This is a genomic window from Sphingopyxis sp. GW821-FHT02C12 (genome assembly GCF_059421785.1).
Map to the genome: position 1 here is coordinate 1,996,706 of NZ_JBWKVQ010000001.1, position 17,265 is coordinate 2,013,970.

The following is a 17,265-nucleotide window of genomic DNA, read 5'->3' on the forward strand; positions in this document are numbered from 1 at the left end:
GGGGTGTTCCATTGCAAAAAGAAAGGAACCACCCCCATGAAAACCATCCTCATCACCGGCTGCTCGTCAGGCTATGGCCTTGAAACCGCCCGTCATTTCCACGCCCGCGGCTGGAAAGTCATCGCCACCATGCGCACCCCCTCCGCAGCACCGTTGTCACCGTCCGAAAATCTCAGCCTTCTCCCCCTCGACGTCACCGACGACGCGAGCATCGCCGCCGCGCTCGATGCCGCGGGTCCGGTCGACGTGCTCGTCAACAACGCCGGCATCGGCCTGTTCGGCGCGCTCGAAGCCTCGCCGATGGCGAAGATCCGCGACGTCTATGCGACCAACACCCTCGGCACGATCGCGATGACGCGGGCGGTGATCCCCGGGATGCGCGCGCGCGGGTCGGGCACGATCGTCAACGTCACGTCCTCGGCGACGCTCGCGCCCTTTCCGCTGGCGGCCGCCTATACCGGCAGCAAGTCGGCGATCCAGGGCTTCACCGGCAGCCTCGTGCATGAACTCGCGCCGCTCGGCATCGCGGTGAAGCTGGTCGAACCTGGCTATGGCCCGACCACCGCCTTTGCCCAGAATACCGCCATCAGGCTCGAGGACGTGCTGCCCGAGCCCTATTGGACCTACGCCCAGCCGATTCTCGCGGGCATGGCCGAACCGGCGCTGTTCACCACCGAAGCCGATGTCGCCGAAGCGGTGTGGCAGGCGGTGCACGACGAGGGCGGACGCCTGCATTTCCCGGCGGGTGCCGATGCGCTGGCGATCATGGCAGGGGCTTAGCGCGGATATTCCGCGAGATGGGCCGTGAGCTTCGCCACCTCATCGGCGTTGAAATGCAGCCCCAGCTTGCTCCGCCGCCACAATATATCGTCGGTCGTCCGCGCCCATTCGTGCGTCACCAGCCAGCCGACCTCGGCGGCGGACAGGCCGTGGGCGATTTCGCCGCCGAGTTCGTCCCAGCCCCCGGCCTTGCCCAGCCACGCCCGCGCCTCGGTGCCATAGGCCTTGACGATGCGATCAACCGTCGCGGCGGGCAGGAAGGGGTGGGCGAGCTTGATATCGGCCTTGAGCGTGGCGGCGCCTTTGGTCGGAAAATCACCGCCGGGCAGCGGTTCGGTCGCCGTCCAGCGCCGGACCGACACTGCCTCCAGATGATCGGACAGTTCGTCGACCGCATGTTCGGCGACATGGCGATAACTGGTGATCTTGCCGCCATAGATGGTGAGCAGCGGCGCGCCTTCGTCCATGTCGACGTCGATGCGGTAGCCGCGCGTCGCCGCCTCGGGGCGCCCCGACCCGTCCTCGATCAGCGGACGCACCCCCGAATAGGTCCACACGACATCGGCGGGAGTGATCGGCTCGCGGAAATATTGGCTCGCGCCTTCGCAGAGATAAGCGATCTCTTCGTCGCTCGCCTTCACCTCGCCGAGCGGTCCGTCGTGGTCGAGGTCGGTGGTGCCGATCAGCGTGAAGTCGCGCTCATAGGGAATGGCGAAAAAGATGCGTCCGTCGGGCAGCTGGAAAAAATAGGCATAGGCGTGCGCGAACAAGCGCCGCACGACGATATGCGACCCGCGCACCAGCCGCATCCTGTGGTCGGGTTCGGCATCGGCGCGCTTCAAGAGGTCGAGCACCGCCGGCCCTGCCGCATTGACGACGCTCTTGCCGGTGAAGCGATAGCTGCGGTCGTTGTCGCCACGCGCCTCGACGATCCACAGCCCGTCTTCGCAGCGCAGCATCTCGGCGCGCATATGCGTGCGGACCTTCGCGCCGCGTTTCGCGGCGTCGCGGGCGTTGAGCACCACCAGCCGGGCATCGTCGACCCAGCCGTCCGAATATTCGAACCCGTGCCTATATTGGCTTTGCAGCGGCTCGCCGGCTTCGTGGCGCCGCAGGTCGATCGAGCGCGTCGCGGGCAGTTTCTTGCGCCCGCCGATATGGTCGTAAAGGAACAGCCCGAGCCGCAGCAGCCAGCGCGGACGCAGCCCCGGCCGGTGCGGCAACACGAAACGCAGCGGCCAGATGATATGCGGCGCGATACTCCACAGCACTTCGCGTTCCTTCAGCGCCTCGCGCACCAGGCCGAATTCATAATGTTCGAGATAGCGCAGCCCGCCATGGATCAGCTTGGTCGAGGCCGAGGAGGTGCCCTGCGCGAGGTCGGCCTGCTCGATCAGCAGCACCCGCGCCCCGCGTCCGGCGGCATCGCGCGCTACCCCCGCGCCATTGACCCCGCCGCCGATCACGATGACATCATAGGGCTGGGCGCTGTCGGGCATGACGTTTCCCTATGCCAGCGCCGCCTGATTTGCCAAGGGGCGACATCGCCAGCACCTTCGTGTCCGGCCTACGTATGCGCGTTGCATTCACGCGGTCCCTCCGCCATTTCTGCCGACGGATATTCAAGGGGACGATTGTGAGCGTCAAAGTCGAGACATTGATCCTGTTCGGGGCAACGGGCGACCTTGCTCAGCGCATGCTCTTTCCCTCGCTCTATAATCTCCACCTCGACGGGCTGCTCGCCGATGGGCTGACGATCGTCGCATCGGGCCGTTCGCAAATGGACCGCGCGGCGTGCCATCAAATGGTCCGCACAGCGCTCGGCGAGCACTTGCCCGAAGACCGGCTCGACAATGCGGCGATTGCAGCCTTTCTCGACCGGATCGATTATTGCCCGGTCGATGCGGGGGCGGGCACCGGCTATGACGCGCTCGCGGCGCTGCTCGGCGACCGGCTCGGCCGCCCCATCGGGGCCTATCTCTCGACCCCGCCATCGATGTTCGGGCCGATCGCGCAGGGACTGAAAAGCGCGGGCATCGCCTGCACCGAATGCCGCATCGCGATGGAAAAGCCGATCGGCCACGACCTCGCCTCGTCGCATGCGGTGAATGCGGAGGTCGGCGACGCCTTTGCCGAAGACCATGTGTTCCGCATTGACCATTATCTCGGCAAGGAAACCGTCCAGAACCTCCTCGCTTTGCGCTTTGCCAACATGTTGTTCGAACCGCTGTGGAACGCGCAGGCGATCGACCATGTTCAGATCACGGTGGCCGAAACAGTCGGTCTCGAAGGCCGCGTGTCTTATTACGACGGCGTCGGCGCGCTCAAGGACATGGTCCAGAACCATATGCTGCAACTGCTCGCGATCATCGCGATGGAGCCGCCGGCCAGCGTCACCTCGACCGCCGTGCGCGATGAAAAGGTCAAATTGCTCCGCAGTTTGCGCAAGATGAAGCCCGAGGATGCGAAGACGCACAGCGTCAAGGGCCAGTACGTCAGCGGCGCTGTCGGAGGCGCGGCGGTGACCGGATATGCCGACGAGCTGGGCCAGCCGTCGAACACCGAGACTTTCGTCGCGATCAAGGCGTTCATCGACAATTGGCGCTGGAAGGGGGTGCCCTTTTACCTCCGCACCGGCAAGCGAATGCCCGAGCGCAAGTCGGAGGTGCTGATCCAGTTCAAACCCGTGCCGCATAATATCTTCGCACGCGTCGGCGCGCCGAAGCTCGACGCCAACAGCATGATCATCAATCTCCAGCCCGAAGAGAATATCCGGGTCAAGGTGATGGCCAAGCAGCCGGGGCTGGATCGCGACGGCGTGAAGTTGAAAGAGGTGACGATGGACGTCTCGCTCTCGCACAGCTTTGCCGGCGAGCGGCGGCGCATTGCCTATGAGCGGCTGCTGCTCGACTTCATCGAGGGCGACCAGACCCTGTTCGTGCGCCGCGACGAGGTCGAAGCGCAATGGCAGTGGATCGATTCGATCCGCGACGCCTGGGCGGCGGTCGACCTGGCGCCGCAAAATTACACCGCGGGCAGCTGGGGACCGAGCGCGGCGATCGCGTTGATCGAACGCGATGGGGCGAGCTGGCATGATTGATCGGGCTTCTTCCCTTCTCCCCTTGAGGGAGAAGGATACGGAGCCTTGCGCCGCAGGCGCTAGGCGCAGTTGGATGAGGGGTTGCGAGCCCCTGGCTCGCGCGGTCGCAGGGCGACCGCAACCCCTCACCCAGCTTCGACTAAGCGGCTACGCCGCCAAGTCTTCGCAACCCTCTCCCTCAAGGGGAGAGGGGATCAGGAAATACCCATGACCACCCTCCACCCCGCCATCGCCGCGGTCACCGACCGCATCATCGAACGCAGCGCCACGCGCCGCGCGGCCTATCTCGACCTGATGGACCGCCAGCGCGAGGCGGGAACGAACCGCGGCAATCTGTCGTGCGGCAACCTCGCGCACGGCTTTGCGGCCTCGGGCGAGGACAAGCCCGCGATCCGGTCCGGCGCCGAAATGAACATCGGCATCGTCACCAGCTACAACGACATGCTGTCGGCGCATCAGCCCTATGGCCGCTATCCCGAGCAGATCAAATTGTTCGCGCGCGAAGTGGGCGCGACGGCGCAGGTCGCGGGCGGCGTTCCCGCGATGTGCGACGGCGTGACGCAGGGGCAGGCGGGCATGGACCTGTCCTTGTTCAGCCGCGACAATATCGCGCAGGGCACCGTGATCGCGCTCAGCCATGCGATGTTCGAGAGCACGCTGCTACTCGGCATCTGCGACAAGATCGTTCCGGGGCTGCTCATCGGCGCGCTGCGCTTCGGGCATCTGCCGCAGATTTTGATCCCCGCCGGGCCGATGCCCTCGGGCCTCGCGAACAAGGAAAAGCAGCGCGTCCGCCAGCTTTATGCTGAAGGGAAAGCCACTCGCGACGAACTGCTCGAAGCCGAGGCGGCGAGCTATCATGGCGCGGGCACCTGCACTTTCTACGGCACCGCGAACAGCAATCAGATGATGATGGAGCTGATGGGGCTGCATATTCCCGGCAGCGCCTTCGCCAATCCCGGTACCAAGCTGCGGCAGGAACTGACGCGCGCCGCGACGCATCGCATCGCGCAGATCGGCTGGGACGGTGAGGATTATCGCCCGCTGTCGCGCTGCGTCGATGAGAAAGCGATCGTCAACGCGGCGATCGGCCTGCTCGCCACTGGCGGATCGACCAACCATGCGATCCATCTGCCCGCGATCGCGCGCGCGGCGGGGATTATCATCGACTGGCAGGATTTCGACGAACTCAGCCACGCGGTGCCGCTGCTGGCGCGCGTCTATCCGAACGGCGCGGGCGACGTGAACAATTTCCATGCGGCGGGCGGCATCGGCTTTGTGGTGCGCGAACTGCTCGATGCGGGTCTGCTGCATGACGACGTGTTGACCGTCGGTGGGACGATGGCCGACTATTCGGCCGAGCCCATGCTGGTCGAGGACGAACTTCACTGGCAGGCGGCGCCCGCGAAAAGCCGCGACGACGCCATCCTCCGCCCCGTCGCGACGCCTTTTTCGCCCGATGGCGGGATGCGCCTGCTCGCGGGCAATCTCGGCCGCGCGATCATCAAGACCAGCGCGGTCGCCGAGGATCGCTGGACGATCGAGGCGCCGTGCCGGATCTTCGACACCCAGGACGCGGTGCTCGCGGCGTTCAAGGCGGGCGAACTCGAACGCGATGTGATCGTCGTCGTGCGCTTTCAAGGACCGCGCGCCAACGGCATGCCCGAACTGCACAAGCTGACCCCGGCATTGGGCGTGTTGCAGGATCGCGGCTTCCGCGTTGCTCTCCTCACTGACGGCCGCATGTCCGGTGCCAGCGGCAAGGTGCCTGCAGTGATCCATCTTTCGCCCGAAGCGCTGCCCGGGACCGACGGTGTCAGCGGCCCGCTCGCCTATTTGCAGGACGGCGACATCGTCCGTGTCTGCGCGGTGACCGGCGAAGTCGTGGCGCTCGTCGACGAAACCCTATGGGCCGCCCGCACGCCCGCCGTCGCCCCGCCGCCCGCGCTGGGCGTCGGCCGCGAATTGTTTGCGCTGTTCCGCATCCATGCCGACGAAGCCGAAAAGGGCGGGTCGGCGGTCTTGGCGGCGATGGAGACCGTGACCTAATCCGTCGCCCCCGCGAAGGCGGGGGCCGCCATCGGCCTCGCGCCACCTTGCCAACGGCCCCCGCCTTCGCGGGGGCGACGAAGGAAAAAGACATGACCGACAAGTCCATCGACCAGATCATGCGCCTCGCCCCCGTCATCCCGGTGATCGTAATCGACCGGGTCGAAGACGCGGTGCCGATGGCGGAAGCGCTCGTCGCGGGCGGCCTGCCGGTGCTCGAAGTCACGCTGCGCACCCCCGCCGCGCTCGATGCGCTGACCGCGATGAAGGCGGTCAAGGGCGCGATCGTCGGCGCGGGCACCGTGCTCGCCCCCGCAATGCTCGCCAGCGCGATCCACGCTGGCGCCGAATTCATCGTCTCGCCGGGCCTCACTGATCCTCTCGGCAAGGCGGCGGTGGCGAGCGGCATTCCTTTCCTGCCTGGCACCGCCAATGCCGGCGATATCATGCGCGGCATGGATTTGGGCCTCGATCGCTTCAAATTCTTTCCCGCTGCGACCAGCGGGGGCATCCCGGCCTTGAAAGCGCTCGCGGGCCCCTTCGGCCAGGCGCGTTTCTGCCCGACCGGCGGCATCACCCCCGCGACGGCGCTCGACTGGCTCGCCCTCGACGCCGTGCTGTGCGTTGGCGGCAGTTGGGTGGTTCCGTCGGGGCCGCTCGACCCGGCGCGGATCGAGGGGCTGGCACGGGAAGCGTCGGCGCTTTCGCGCCATTGATTAACCCCATTTTACCTGTCATCGTGCAGGGATAAGCGGCAATATAGCCGTTCGTGGGGAGACAGGCGTGCCGAGACCGCAGCCGCATCTGGAAGAAGTTCTCGCGTCCGAGCCCGGGCCGCATATCGCTGCGCTGTTCGATTTCGACGGCACGATCATCTCGGGCTACTCGGCAACCGCGATGCTGCGCGAGAAATTCCAGCGCCGCGAAATGTCGGTCGAAGAAATCGCCGAAACCGCACAGATCATCGCGCAGCACAGCCTCGGCACGATCGGCTTTTCGGGGCTGATGTCGGGCGCTGCAAAGTTCATGAAGGGTGTCGACGAAGAAAGCTTCGTCGAGTTCGGCGAGGAACTCTACAAGAAGCATATCGCGCGCAAAATCTATCCCGAAGCGCGCGCGATCATCGAGGCGCATCAGGCGAAGGGCCACCGCGTGGCGATCATTTCGTCGGCGACGATCTACCAGATCGAACCGACCGCGCGCGACCTTGGCATCGAACATATCAAATGCTCGGCCTATGAGATCGAGGATGGGGTGTTCACCGGCGACATCATCCGGCCTTTGTGCTTCGGCGAGGGCAAGGTGCTCGCCGCCGAGGAACTGGCCGCAGAGTTCGGCCTCGATCTCGATCAGAGCTTTTTCTATTCGGACAGCGACGACGATATCGAACTGCTCGAGCGCGTCGGCAAACCGCGCCCGCTCAACCCGAACCTCAAGCTGAAAGCCATCGCCGAGGAAAAGGGCTGGCCGGTGCAGCGCTTCGGCAGCCGCGGTACGCCATCGTGGGTCGACTATACCCGCACCATCTATGCCACCGGGTCGCTCGTCGGTGCCTTCGCCGCGGGCCTGCCGATCTGGGCGCTGACCCGCTCGCAGCGCGAGGCAGCGAATTTCTCGATCGGGCTGTTCGGCGATTTCGCGACCGCGATCACCGGCGTCGAGCTCGAGGTCGAGGACGAGAAAAATCTCTGGTCGTCGCGTCCCTGCGTCTTCATTTTCAACCACCAGAGCAAGGCGGACGTGATGATCCTCGCCAAGCTTATCCGCCGCGACATGGGCGGGGTGGGCAAGAAGGAGATCAAGGACATCCCCATCCTCGGCAAGCTGATGGAATGGGGCGGCACCGTCTTCGTCGACCGCGCCGACGGCAAGAGCGCGATCAAGGCGATGGAGCCCTTGGTCGACGCGATCAAGGTCGAAGGCAAGTCGATCTGCATCTCGCCCGAGGGTACGCGCAGCCTGACGCCGAAGCTCGAGCCGTTCAAGAAGGGCGCTTTTCATTTGGCGATGCAGGCCGGGGTGCCGATCGTCCCGATCGTGATCCACAACGCCACCGACGTCGCGCCGAAGAATGAGTTCGTGATGCGCCCCGCGACGGTACGGGTCACCGTGCTGCCGCCGGTCGACACGTCGGAATGGACGCCGCGGACGATCAATGGTCATGTTCGCGATGTGCGGAACATGTTCCTGCGCACGCTCGGCCAGCCCGAAGAGACGGTGGCGGAATCGGTGGCGACCGAACCGAAGCCAGCGCCGAACGAGGAAAAGGCGCCGAAGAAGCCCGCGGCGAAACCCGCAGCCAAGAAAAAGCCGCCCGCGAAAAAGCCGGCGGCCCGCAAGGGAAAGACCGGCTAAGCGGTGGCCGACGGCACGCCCCGCATTCCGATCGTGGCGGAAGAGGCGGCCGACCGGCTCTATATCATCGACGCGCGCAATGGCGTCGAGCGCCGGTTGCTGCTCGACTGGATCCACGCGACCGCGGGGGACAGCGAGCCCGCCTGGACCAGCCTCGACATCGAGGATGACGATCATGCGCTGCCGCTCGACATGCTGCGGGCGCGGCTCGACGGATCGCCGTCGCGCCAGGTCGTGCCGCTGCGCGTCGCTTGGCGCATCCCGGGCTTCGAGCGCGACCGTGCGCTCAAATTCCGCCACCTGATCTTCGGCGATCCGCGCCATCCCGGGCCGCTCCGCTCGCGCCTGATCCTGCTCCGCGACCGGCGGCGCGCGCAGATCCTGGTCGGCGAGGCGGCGTCGCTCGACACGCTGCGGACCCGCTATTGCGCGCAGACCGGCGGTGGCGACGGCGAGGGGACCGACAGCCCTGAATTCGCGGGCTTTGTCGCGCGGCAGGCCGCGCTCGCGCTCGACGTCGCCGAACGCGGGGTACGCGGCACGCGCTACAAGGTGCCGCGCTTCGTCGCCGACTCCTTACGCACCAATCCCAAGTTCCGCGCCGCGCTCGCCGACCTCGCCGAAACGCTCGGCCGCCCCGTCGGCGACCTCTACCGCGAGGCGCGGCCGCTGATGAAAGAGGTCATCGCGCGGCCTTCGGCGCTGTTCCTCGACCTCCGCGCGCGCGTCGACCGCATGATGTTCGGCGGCTACGCGCCCGAGATGGAGGTCGACGCCGCCGAACTCGCCAAGCTGCGGTCGATCCTGCGCGAGCATCCCACCGCGATCCTGTTCACCCACAAGACCTATATCGACGGCGCGACCCCCAGCCGGCTCGCCTATGAGAATGACCTGCCGATGCTGCACCTGTTCGGGGGTGCGAACCTCGACATTGCGGTGATGGGCGAATTCTACCGCCGCTCGGGCATGATCTTCGTGCGCCGCAGCTTCCAGGACCAGCCGGTCTACAAGCTGGTGCTGCGCCATTACATTGCCTGGCTGCTCGCCAAGCGCTTCCCGCTCAGCTGGGCGTTCGAGGGAACGCGTTCGCGCCTCGGCAAGCTGATGCCGCCGAAGTACGGCCTGATGAAATATGTCCTCGACGCCGCGCATGCGACGGGGACCAAGGGGGTGCATTTCGTGCCCTTCGTCACCAGCTTCGACCTGATCCTCGACGTCGAGGAATATGCCGCCGAGCAGACGGGGCGGGTGAAAAAGGCCGAAAGCCTCGGCTGGTTCGTCGGCTATATGCGCAACCTCAAGAAACCGTCGGGACGCATCCGGCTCGACATCGGCAAGCCGATCGTGATCGAGGATGCCCCGGGTCCCGAGGACAAGCGCGCGCTCGAAAAAATCGCTTTCTCGGTCGCGGTCGAGGCCAATCGCGTCACCCCGCTGACGGTGTCGTCGGTGATGTGCCTGATCCTGCTCGGTACCGCACCGCGCGGAGTCACCGCCGCAGAACTGCTCGCGACGATCGGCGCGGTGAAGACATGGGCACAGGTGCGCGGGGTGCGGCTGAGCAAGGAACTCGAAAGCGCCGACGACCGGGCGCTGTCGAGCACCGTCGACACGCTGGTCGAGAGCGGGCTGCTGACGCGATACGAAGCGGGCAGCGAAAATGTCTATTCGATCGACCCCGCCAAGCATCCGATGGCGAGCTATTACCGCAATATCATCGTCCATCATTTCCTCGACCGTGCGATGATCGAGATCGCGCTGTTCCAGCTCCGCGATGCCGACAGCGGCGATGCGACCGCCGCTTTCTGGGCGCATGTCGATCGCCTGCGCGACCTGTTCAAATTCGAATTCTTCTATCCGCCGCGCGACGAACATCATGCCGCGATCGCGGCCGAACTGGCACGCATCGACCCGACCTGGACGAAGCGGCTCGCGAGCGGCGACCGCGGCGTGGCGCAGCTCATCCGACGCTGCCAGCCGCTCGTCGGCCATGCGGTGCTGCTTTCCTTTGCCGAGGCCTATTCGGTGGTTGCCGACATCTTGTCGCGCGCGCGGCCGGGCGAGGCGGTCGATGACAAGGCCATCGAGGCGGCCGCGCTGGTCGAGGGCAAGCAGGCCTGGCTGCTCCGCCGAATCAGCAGCGAGGCGGCGATCGGCAAATTGCTCTTTGCCAACGGCTTGTCGCTGATGCGCCATATGGGGCTCGCCGAACCCGCGACCCCCAACATCCTCGCCGCGCGTCGCGCGCTGCTGATGGAACTGCGCGGGCTCGCCAACGTCATGGAATCGATGCGCCTCGCAACTCTGGCGCTCGCCGACCGATTGCCGACCACAGGAGGACAGGATGCTTAAACAGCTCAGCGCGCAGGACGCCCAGTTCCTCTACACCCAGACCGCGAACAATCTGACCCACATCATGGGCGTCTATATCTACGATCCCTCGACCGCGCCGGGCGGCTTCGTGCGCTTCAAGGACATCATCCGCCACGTCGAAAGCCGCGTCCACACCTCGCCCCTGTTCAAGCGGCGGCTGCACCGGCTGCCCTTCGACATGGACCATCCCTATTGGGTCGAGGACGAGCATTTCGACATCGAGGCGCATATGAGTCATGCGCGCCTGCCCGAGCCCGGCGACTGGCGGCAGTTCTGCATCGCGGTCGCGCGCTATTTCTCGAAGCCGATGGATATGAACCGCCCGCTGTGGGACATTTATATCATCGAGGGGCTCGACCGGATTCCGGGGATTCCGAAGGGCAGCTTCGCGATGCTCCACCGCGTCCACCATGCCGCGGTCGACGGCGCCTCGGGCGCACACGCCTTCATCGCGATGAGCGACATCGACGCACAGGGTACGCCAGCGATTCCCGAGCCGCCGCCGTCGGAGGATCTTGGCCGCGCACCGTCGAGCGCCGAGACGCTGACCCGCGCCTGGTCGGCATCGATGCAGTCGCCGGTGAAGTTCGTGAACGCGCTGCTCAAGGTTTCGCCCGCGATCGTCGCCTCGGCGCGCAAGTCGATGGCCGAGGGCGGGATGACCGCCGGGGTCCCCGAAACGCGCTTCAATGCGCCCGTCGGCCCGCACAAGATGTTCGACGCGACCACCGTCGCGCTCGCCGATGTCGCGGCGATCCGCAAGAAGGTGCCGGGCGCGACGGTCAATGACGTTGTGCTCACCACCGTCGGCGGCGCGCTGCGCAAATATCTCGCGAAGCACAAGGAACTGCCGAAGGAGAGCCTCGTCGCGGTCGCGCCGATCAATCTGCGCGGTAAGGAAAAGGGAGCAGGGAAAGCATCGACCCCCGGCAACCAGGTGTCGGCGATGAGCGTGCCGATCCGCACCGATATCGCCGATCCGCTGGAGCGGCTCGCGGCGGTGCGCGACTATACGGTCGAGGCCAAGGAAGCGAAGGCCGGGGTCAGCGCGCGGATCATGACAGACCTGTCGCAGCATATTCCGGGCGCGACGATGGCGGCGGTCGCGCGCATCCTGACCAGCGAACGCTTCGCCGTGCGCGGCACCAACCTCTTCATCTCGAACGTGCCTGGCGCGCAGGTGCCGCTCTATCTCGCGGGTGCGCAACTGGTGCAGCAGCATGGCATGGCGCCGCTCGCGAACAATATGGGGCTGTTCATCGCGACGCCGAGCTATAACGGCCGCATTGCCTTTTCGATCATCGGCGAGCGCGCGATCATGCCCGACATCGCCTTTTTCCGTGCGTGCATCGACGAAAGTTTCGCCGACCTGATGGCGGCGGAACCCAAGCCCGAAAAGCCCGCACCAACACCCAAAGCCGCTACGGCAAAGCCGAAAGTGGCGGCCAAACCCAAGGCTGCAGTGAAGCCCGCGGCCAAAAGCGGGACGAAACCCACCGCCAAGCCCGCACGGAAACCGGTTGCCAAAGGCAACGCAACCCGCAAGACTCCGAAAAAATAAACCATGTCTCGCAGGATCACTGAATGCTTTTCACCCCGACGCTCAGCGCCGACCGCGATCTCGTGACCGCGTCCGATTATATCGCCTGGACCAAGGCGGCGCGCGAGCATGACAAGAAATCGGGGATGCAGGTCTGGCGCGATGCCGACGAAAGCAAGCATTTCGATTATAAGGCGATCCGCGCGCGGCTCGAACGGCTGCGCAGCCTGTCGGCGGCGGGTGACGTCAAGGGGCTGCTCTTCGTTCTCAACGAGGGCATCCACGGCAATATCGACGGCATGGGGCACGAGCGCCTCTATTCGAAGGCGCGGTTTGGTACGAAGCGGCTGATCGAGGAGTATGTCGCAGAGGTTGTAGCGGCGCTCGACAGGATCGCGGCGTCGCGCAGCATCGGACGCGAAGAAAAACGCGACTTTTTCCGCCGCGCCCAGCATTGCTACGGCCGCTCGGCGCTGCTGCTCTCGGGCTCGGGAAGCTTTCTTTTTTTCCATATCGGTGTCGTGAAAGCGCTTTGGGAAGAGGGCGTGCTGCCCGCGATCATGTCGGGGGCCAGCGGCGGGTCGATCGTCGCGGCGGTCGTCTGCACCCGCAAGGATGCCGATATCGGCGCCTTCCTCGAAAGCGACCGCCTCGCCAACCCGGCGCGCGGGCCCGACACGCGGCGTCTCGCGCCCGACGAGGTCCGCGCCCGGCTTGCCGACCTGATCCCCGACCTGACCTTTCAGGAGGCTTATGAGATCAGCGGCCGCCATTTGAACGTCTCGGTCGCGCCCGCCGAAAAGCACCAGAACGGCCGGCTCTTGAACGCGATCACCGCGCCCAATGTGCTGATCCGCGAAGCCGTGCTCGCGTCCTGCGCGGTGCCCGGCGTCTTCCCGCCGGTGATGCTGATGGCGCGCGACGACAGCGGCAACCGCGTGCCCTACCAGCCCGACCGGCGCTGGGTCGACGGGTCGGTGACGCACGACATCCCGACCAAAAGGCTCGAACGCCTTTATGGGGTCAACCATCATATCGTCAGCCAGGCGAACCCGATCGCGCTGCCCTTCGCGAGCGACACGCGCAAGCAGATGGCGCCGATCGAGGCCATTCAACATGCGTCGATGGCGACCTTCAAGGCGTGGCTCAACGCCAATATGGTGATCTTCCAGAAGCCGCTCGAACTGATCCCGCCGCTCAACAGCATCGCGAACATGGCGCGCTCGGTGATCAATCAGGAATATACCGGTGACATCAACATCATCCGCCCGCCCAAATTCTGGTCGCCGACCAAGATTTTGAGCGACCTGGCGCAGGACGATATCGACGAACTGATCGACACCGGCCAGCGCACCGCCTGGCCCAAGGTCGAAATGGTGCGCACCCAGACCGCGATCAGCCGCGCGCTCGAAGGGATTTTGGCGAAGCTCGACAAGGCGGGCGACGATGGTCCCGGCCACCGCAGCACGGCGCTGAAAAAGGCGGTGCGCTGACGATGGCCTCGGGCGCGCTCGTTCTGCCTCAAGGGTCGGCGGGCGCGGGGGCCGCGCTCTACGTTACCCACTGGCTGCCCGCCGGATTGCCCAAGGCGGTCGTGCTGCTCGCGCATGGCTACGCCGAACATGCCGGGCGCTATGAGCATGTCGCGAAGCGACTCACCGATGCGGGATATGCCGTCTATGCGGTCGACCATTGGGGCCATGGCCGGTCCGACGGGACGCCGGGCTTCGTGCCGCGCTTTACCGCGTTCACCGATGGCATGGCCGAACTGCTGACCCTCGTCGAGGTCAACCACGGCGATACGCCGCGGCTGCTGCTCGGGCACAGCATGGGCGGGCTGATCTCGACGCTGTTCCTGATCGAGCGGCAGTCGGCGTTCGTCGCCGCCGCTTTGTCGGGACCCGCGATCGTCCCCGGCGCGCCGCCGTCGCGCTTCACCGTCTGGATCAGCCGGTTCCTGTCGCGCTTTTTTCCACGGCTCGGGGTGCTGGCTTTGGATGCCAATGGCGTCAGCCGCGATCCCGCGGTGGTCGCGGCCTATCTCGCCGACCCGCTGGTCTATACCGGCAAGATCGGCGCGCGGCTCGGCAAGGAGTTCATGGACGCGATGGCTGCGGCGCAGGCCGGCGCGCCGAAAATCACGCTGCCGATCCTGCTCCAGCATGGCGAGAAGGACAGCCTGGCGTCGGTCGCGGGGTCGCAATATCTGTTCGACCATGTCGGATCGGCGGACAAGATTCTCAAAATCTATCCCGGCCTGTTCCACGAAATCTACAACGAGCCGGAACAGGGTGCGGTGCTGGACGATCTGGTGGGCTGGTTCGACGCGCATGTCGGGCGGTAAGCCCGCCCCAAATCCCGTTCGTGTCGAGCGAAGTCGAGACACCCATGGGGAGCGCGTTCCTTGGCGTGTCTCGACTTCGCTCGACACGAACGGATTGAGAGGACAGTCTTAAAGTCATGCGTATCCTCCTCATCCTGATCTTCGCGCCGCTGATCACGCTGGCGTTGCTCTATTTTCTTTTCCCCGGTCGCCTTGTCGCCTTCGCCCGCTGGGCGCTGCGCAAGCGCGGCGGCACGGTACAGAAGAGCGTCGCGGTCGACGGCCGCGACTGGCCCTATCTCGAGGGCGGCGACCCCGCCAAACCCTTGCTGCTGCTCGTCCACGGCTTTGCGGGCGACAAGGACAACTGGTCGATGATCGCGCCTTACCTGACGCGCGACTATCATATCATCGCGCCCGACCTGCCGGGCTTCGGGCAGAACGAGCGCAACCCGCAGCTTGCCTATGACATCGCGGAGCAGACCGCGCGGCTCAAGCAGTTCGCCGATGCGCTCGGCCTCGACCGCCCGCATGTCGCAGGCAACAGCATGGGCGGCTGGATCGCGCTACGCTATGCGATCGACTATCCGGACGCGCTCGCGACACTGACCCTGCTTGATAACGCCGGGGTCAACGGCGCGAACGAAAGCGACCTGCAGAAACAGGCGGCGAACGAGGATTACAACCCGCTCATCATCGCCAATCTGGAAGATGCCGACCGGCTGGTCGCGATGGTGGTTCACAAACCGCCCTATCTACCGCCGCGGCTCAAGCCCGTCTTTTATGCGGACGCGCTCAAATATCGCGACCAGCTCGACGCCATCTTCTGGGTCATCGCGACCGAGGGCCGCGACCATCCGCTCAACGACCGGCTCGGTGAGGTCAAGGTGCCGACGCAGATCATCTGGGGCCGCCATGACCGGCTGCTCGATGTCAGCTGCGTGCCGGTGCTCGAAGCTGGCATAGCTGGCAGCCAGAGCCATATCTTCGAACATGTCGGCCATGTTCCGATGATCGAGGACCCCAAGGCGACTGCCGCGGTGATGAAGGGCTTTCTCGGGCGGCATTAGATCCTCCCCATCGCGAAGCGTTGGGGAGGGGGACCGCCCGCGCAGCGGGTGGTGGAGGGGTTTCAACGGTAGCGCCATTACCCCTCCGTCAGCGCTTCGCGCTGCCACCTCCCCATGGCTTCGCCAAGGGGAGGATCGTAAACTTGCCAAGCACTGATTGTGCCGTCACTCTCTCCCGAAAAACAAGGAGAGGTTCATGCGGTTGAAGGTGGGGCTGCTCGGCGGGGGGAGCTGGGGCACGACGGTGGCGTCGGTGGTGTCGCGCAATGCGCCGATCACTTTATGGGCGCGCGATGCCGAGACGGTCGAGAGCATCAACAGCGCGCGCGAGAACCGCAAATATCTCCCCGGCATCACCCTGCCGTCGGCGCTCCGCGCGACGAACGACATGGCCGAGGTCGTCGCGGGTGCCGACGTCCTCATCATGGGCGTCCCCTCGCACAGCTTCCGCGGCGTGCTCGAAGAAGCCAGAGCGCATCTCCGCCCCTGGGTTCCGGTGATCAGCCTGACCAAGGGCCTCGAACTGTCGTCGGGCAAGCGCATGACCCAGCTGATCGAGGAAATCCTCCCCGGCCATCCCGTCGGCGTGCTCACCGGCCCGAACCTCGCGCGCGAGATCATGAGCGGGCAGGCGGCGGCGAGCGTCTTGTCGATGGAGGACGAGATCGTCGTGCGCGCGCTGCAGCCCGTGTTCCACTCGGGGCTGTTTCGCGTCTACACCAACACCGATCTGCTCGGCTGCGAGCTGGGAGGGGTGCTCAAGAATATCATCGCGATCGCGGTCGGCATGGGCGACGGGCTGGGGGCAGGCGACAACACCCGCTCGGCGTTGATGACGCGCGGGCTCGCCGAAATCACCCGGCTGGGCGTCGCGATGGGCGGGCGGGCGGAGACCTTCGCGGGACTCACCGGCATGGGCGACCTGATCGCGACCTGCACCAGTCCCTTGAGCCGCAACCGCCATGTCGGGGTCGAGTTGGGCAAGGGGCGCAAGATCGACGAGATCATCGCGGGCATGAACATGGTCGCCGAAGGGGTGAAGAGCGCGCCGACGGTGATCGCGCTCGCCGAAAAACACGGGCTCGCGATGCCGATCGCGCAGGATGTCTATGACGTGACGCAGGGCAAACGCGACGCGCAGGAGGTGTTTCGCGGGCTGCTGCGATCGTCGGTGGGGGACGAAGCGCATCCCGGTTGAGGCGATTCCACCGCGAGCCGTTCTGAATCCCCGTCAAGCTGCGAAGAAAATCGCGGTCTGGCTCGTTCCTGTTCCGACCCCCGGCAACGGGGCGTGTCAATCAGGAGATGGACGATGAAAAAGTGGACCACCCTAGCTATTCTTGTGGCTCTCCCGGCCACCACCCTCGCCGCCGTGCCCTATGGATCAAAGCCGCCGGGGTTCGAGACGCCGCACATCCGCACCGCGCCGATCGCGGGCGTCGTCAACCAATATTGGTATAATTACAAGGCCGACATCCTCGAGGCCGAAAAGGAGCTGGTCAGCGACCTGCGCCATTCGACCGACCGCGAGGACCGCTGGGACGCGTGGGACGAATGGGAAACTGAAGTCGTCGATGCCGACAAGGATTATGTCAAGGAAATGCGCAAGAAGGGCTATCGCAGCGGCCGCGTGACGGTCGGCGGATAAGCTTTCGCAAGACTTCCCCAAGGGCTC

13 protein-coding genes are annotated in these 17,265 nt (G+C 65.5%); 12 read left to right on the forward strand and 1 reads right to left on the reverse strand.

Translation table 11 applies throughout. The features are described 5' to 3' along the window. Positions 1 to 36: 36 nt before the first annotated feature. A complete protein-coding gene (locus AC07U1_RS09570; RefSeq protein ID WP_495176686.1) occupies positions 37 to 780 on the forward strand; it encodes an SDR family oxidoreductase in 744 nt (247 codons plus the stop codon). Here AC07U1_RS09570 and glpD read toward each other — a convergent pair. Further along, the gene (glpD, locus tag AC07U1_RS09575; RefSeq protein WP_495176685.1) at positions 777 to 2,279 is read right to left on the reverse strand and encodes a glycerol-3-phosphate dehydrogenase; all 1,503 of its coding nucleotides are present in this window, start codon (positions 2,277 to 2,279) and stop codon (positions 777 to 779) included. The two genes, AC07U1_RS09570 and glpD, sit on opposite strands and share 4 nt — an antisense overlap. 197 nt (positions 2,280 to 2,476) lie before the next feature. Between glpD and zwf the strand changes: the two genes are divergently transcribed. From zwf to AC07U1_RS09630, 11 genes are all read left to right on the forward strand, one after another. Next, positions 2,477 to 3,880 carry a glucose-6-phosphate dehydrogenase gene (gene zwf / locus AC07U1_RS09580; protein ID WP_495177467.1) on the forward strand — a complete coding sequence of 468 codons (1,404 nt, stop codon included), beginning with the start codon at positions 2,477 to 2,479 and terminating at the stop codon, positions 3,878 to 3,880. A gap of 207 nt (positions 3,881 to 4,087) precedes the next feature. Beyond that, complete coding sequence (gene edd, locus AC07U1_RS09585; protein WP_495176684.1) at positions 4,088 to 5,929, forward strand: phosphogluconate dehydratase; 1,842 nt, start codon at positions 4,088 to 4,090, stop codon at positions 5,927 to 5,929. Between the two features lie 92 nt (positions 5,930 to 6,021). Then, entirely contained in the window at positions 6,022 to 6,645 is a 624-nt protein-coding gene (eda, locus tag AC07U1_RS09590; RefSeq protein ID WP_495176683.1) for a bifunctional 4-hydroxy-2-oxoglutarate aldolase/2-dehydro-3-deoxy-phosphogluconate aldolase, read from the forward strand. Between the two features lie 67 nt (positions 6,646 to 6,712). Beyond that, on the forward strand, positions 6,713 to 8,284 hold the full coding sequence (locus tag AC07U1_RS09595) for an HAD-IB family hydrolase (protein ID WP_495176682.1): 1,572 nt from the start codon (positions 6,713 to 6,715) through the stop codon (positions 8,282 to 8,284). 3 nt (positions 8,285 to 8,287) lie between these two features. Continuing rightward, positions 8,288 to 10,636, forward strand: coding sequence for a glycerol-3-phosphate 1-O-acyltransferase (locus tag AC07U1_RS09600; RefSeq protein ID WP_495176681.1), 2,349 nt, complete (start codon positions 8,288 to 8,290; stop codon positions 10,634 to 10,636). Next, on the forward strand, positions 10,629 to 12,218 hold the full coding sequence (locus tag AC07U1_RS09605) for a wax ester/triacylglycerol synthase family O-acyltransferase (RefSeq protein ID WP_187140626.1): 1,590 nt from the start codon (positions 10,629 to 10,631) through the stop codon (positions 12,216 to 12,218). The genes AC07U1_RS09600 and AC07U1_RS09605 overlap by 8 nt, the downstream gene beginning before the upstream one ends. A gap of 23 nt (positions 12,219 to 12,241) precedes the next feature. Next, complete coding sequence (locus AC07U1_RS09610) at positions 12,242 to 13,690, forward strand: DUF3336 domain-containing protein (RefSeq protein ID WP_495176680.1); 1,449 nt, start codon at positions 12,242 to 12,244, stop codon at positions 13,688 to 13,690. Positions 13,691 to 13,692: 2 nt separating this feature from the next. After that, positions 13,693 to 14,541: an alpha/beta hydrolase gene (locus AC07U1_RS09615; protein ID WP_495176679.1), complete on the forward strand. Its 849-nt coding sequence runs from the start codon at positions 13,693 to 13,695 to the stop codon at positions 14,539 to 14,541. Between the two features lie 116 nt (positions 14,542 to 14,657). Then, positions 14,658 to 15,590: an alpha/beta fold hydrolase gene (locus tag AC07U1_RS09620; RefSeq protein WP_495176678.1), complete on the forward strand. Its 933-nt coding sequence runs from the start codon at positions 14,658 to 14,660 to the stop codon at positions 15,588 to 15,590. 196 nt (positions 15,591 to 15,786) lie between these two features. Continuing rightward, positions 15,787 to 16,788, forward strand: coding sequence for an NAD(P)H-dependent glycerol-3-phosphate dehydrogenase (locus AC07U1_RS09625; RefSeq protein WP_187140629.1), 1,002 nt, complete (start codon positions 15,787 to 15,789; stop codon positions 16,786 to 16,788). 144 nt (positions 16,789 to 16,932) lie between these two features. Next, the gene (locus AC07U1_RS09630) at positions 16,933 to 17,238 is read left to right on the forward strand and encodes a hypothetical protein (RefSeq protein WP_495197687.1); all 306 of its coding nucleotides are present in this window, start codon (positions 16,933 to 16,935) and stop codon (positions 17,236 to 17,238) included. The last annotated feature ends 27 nt before the right edge of the window (positions 17,239 to 17,265 follow it).

Coding starts and splice junctions, on each gene's coding strand:
- AC07U1_RS09570 (WP_495176686.1), top strand. CDS start 37: ATGAAAACCATCCTCATCACCGGCTGCTCGTCAGGCTATGGCCTTGAA.
- glpD (WP_495176685.1), bottom strand. CDS start 2,279: ATGCCCGACAGCGCCCAGCCCTATGATGTCATCGTGATCGGCGGCGGG.
- zwf (WP_495177467.1), top strand. CDS start 2,477: ATGCTCTTTCCCTCGCTCTATAATCTCCACCTCGACGGGCTGCTCGCC.
- edd (WP_495176684.1), top strand. CDS start 4,088: ATGACCACCCTCCACCCCGCCATCGCCGCGGTCACCGACCGCATCATC.
- eda (WP_495176683.1), top strand. CDS start 6,022: ATGACCGACAAGTCCATCGACCAGATCATGCGCCTCGCCCCCGTCATC.
- AC07U1_RS09605 (WP_187140626.1), top strand. CDS start 10,629: ATGCTTAAACAGCTCAGCGCGCAGGACGCCCAGTTCCTCTACACCCAG.
- AC07U1_RS09610 (WP_495176680.1), top strand. CDS start 12,242: ATGCTTTTCACCCCGACGCTCAGCGCCGACCGCGATCTCGTGACCGCG.
- AC07U1_RS09615 (WP_495176679.1), top strand. CDS start 13,693: ATGGCCTCGGGCGCGCTCGTTCTGCCTCAAGGGTCGGCGGGCGCGGGG.
- AC07U1_RS09620 (WP_495176678.1), top strand. CDS start 14,658: ATGCGTATCCTCCTCATCCTGATCTTCGCGCCGCTGATCACGCTGGCG.
- AC07U1_RS09625 (WP_187140629.1), top strand. CDS start 15,787: ATGCGGTTGAAGGTGGGGCTGCTCGGCGGGGGGAGCTGGGGCACGACG.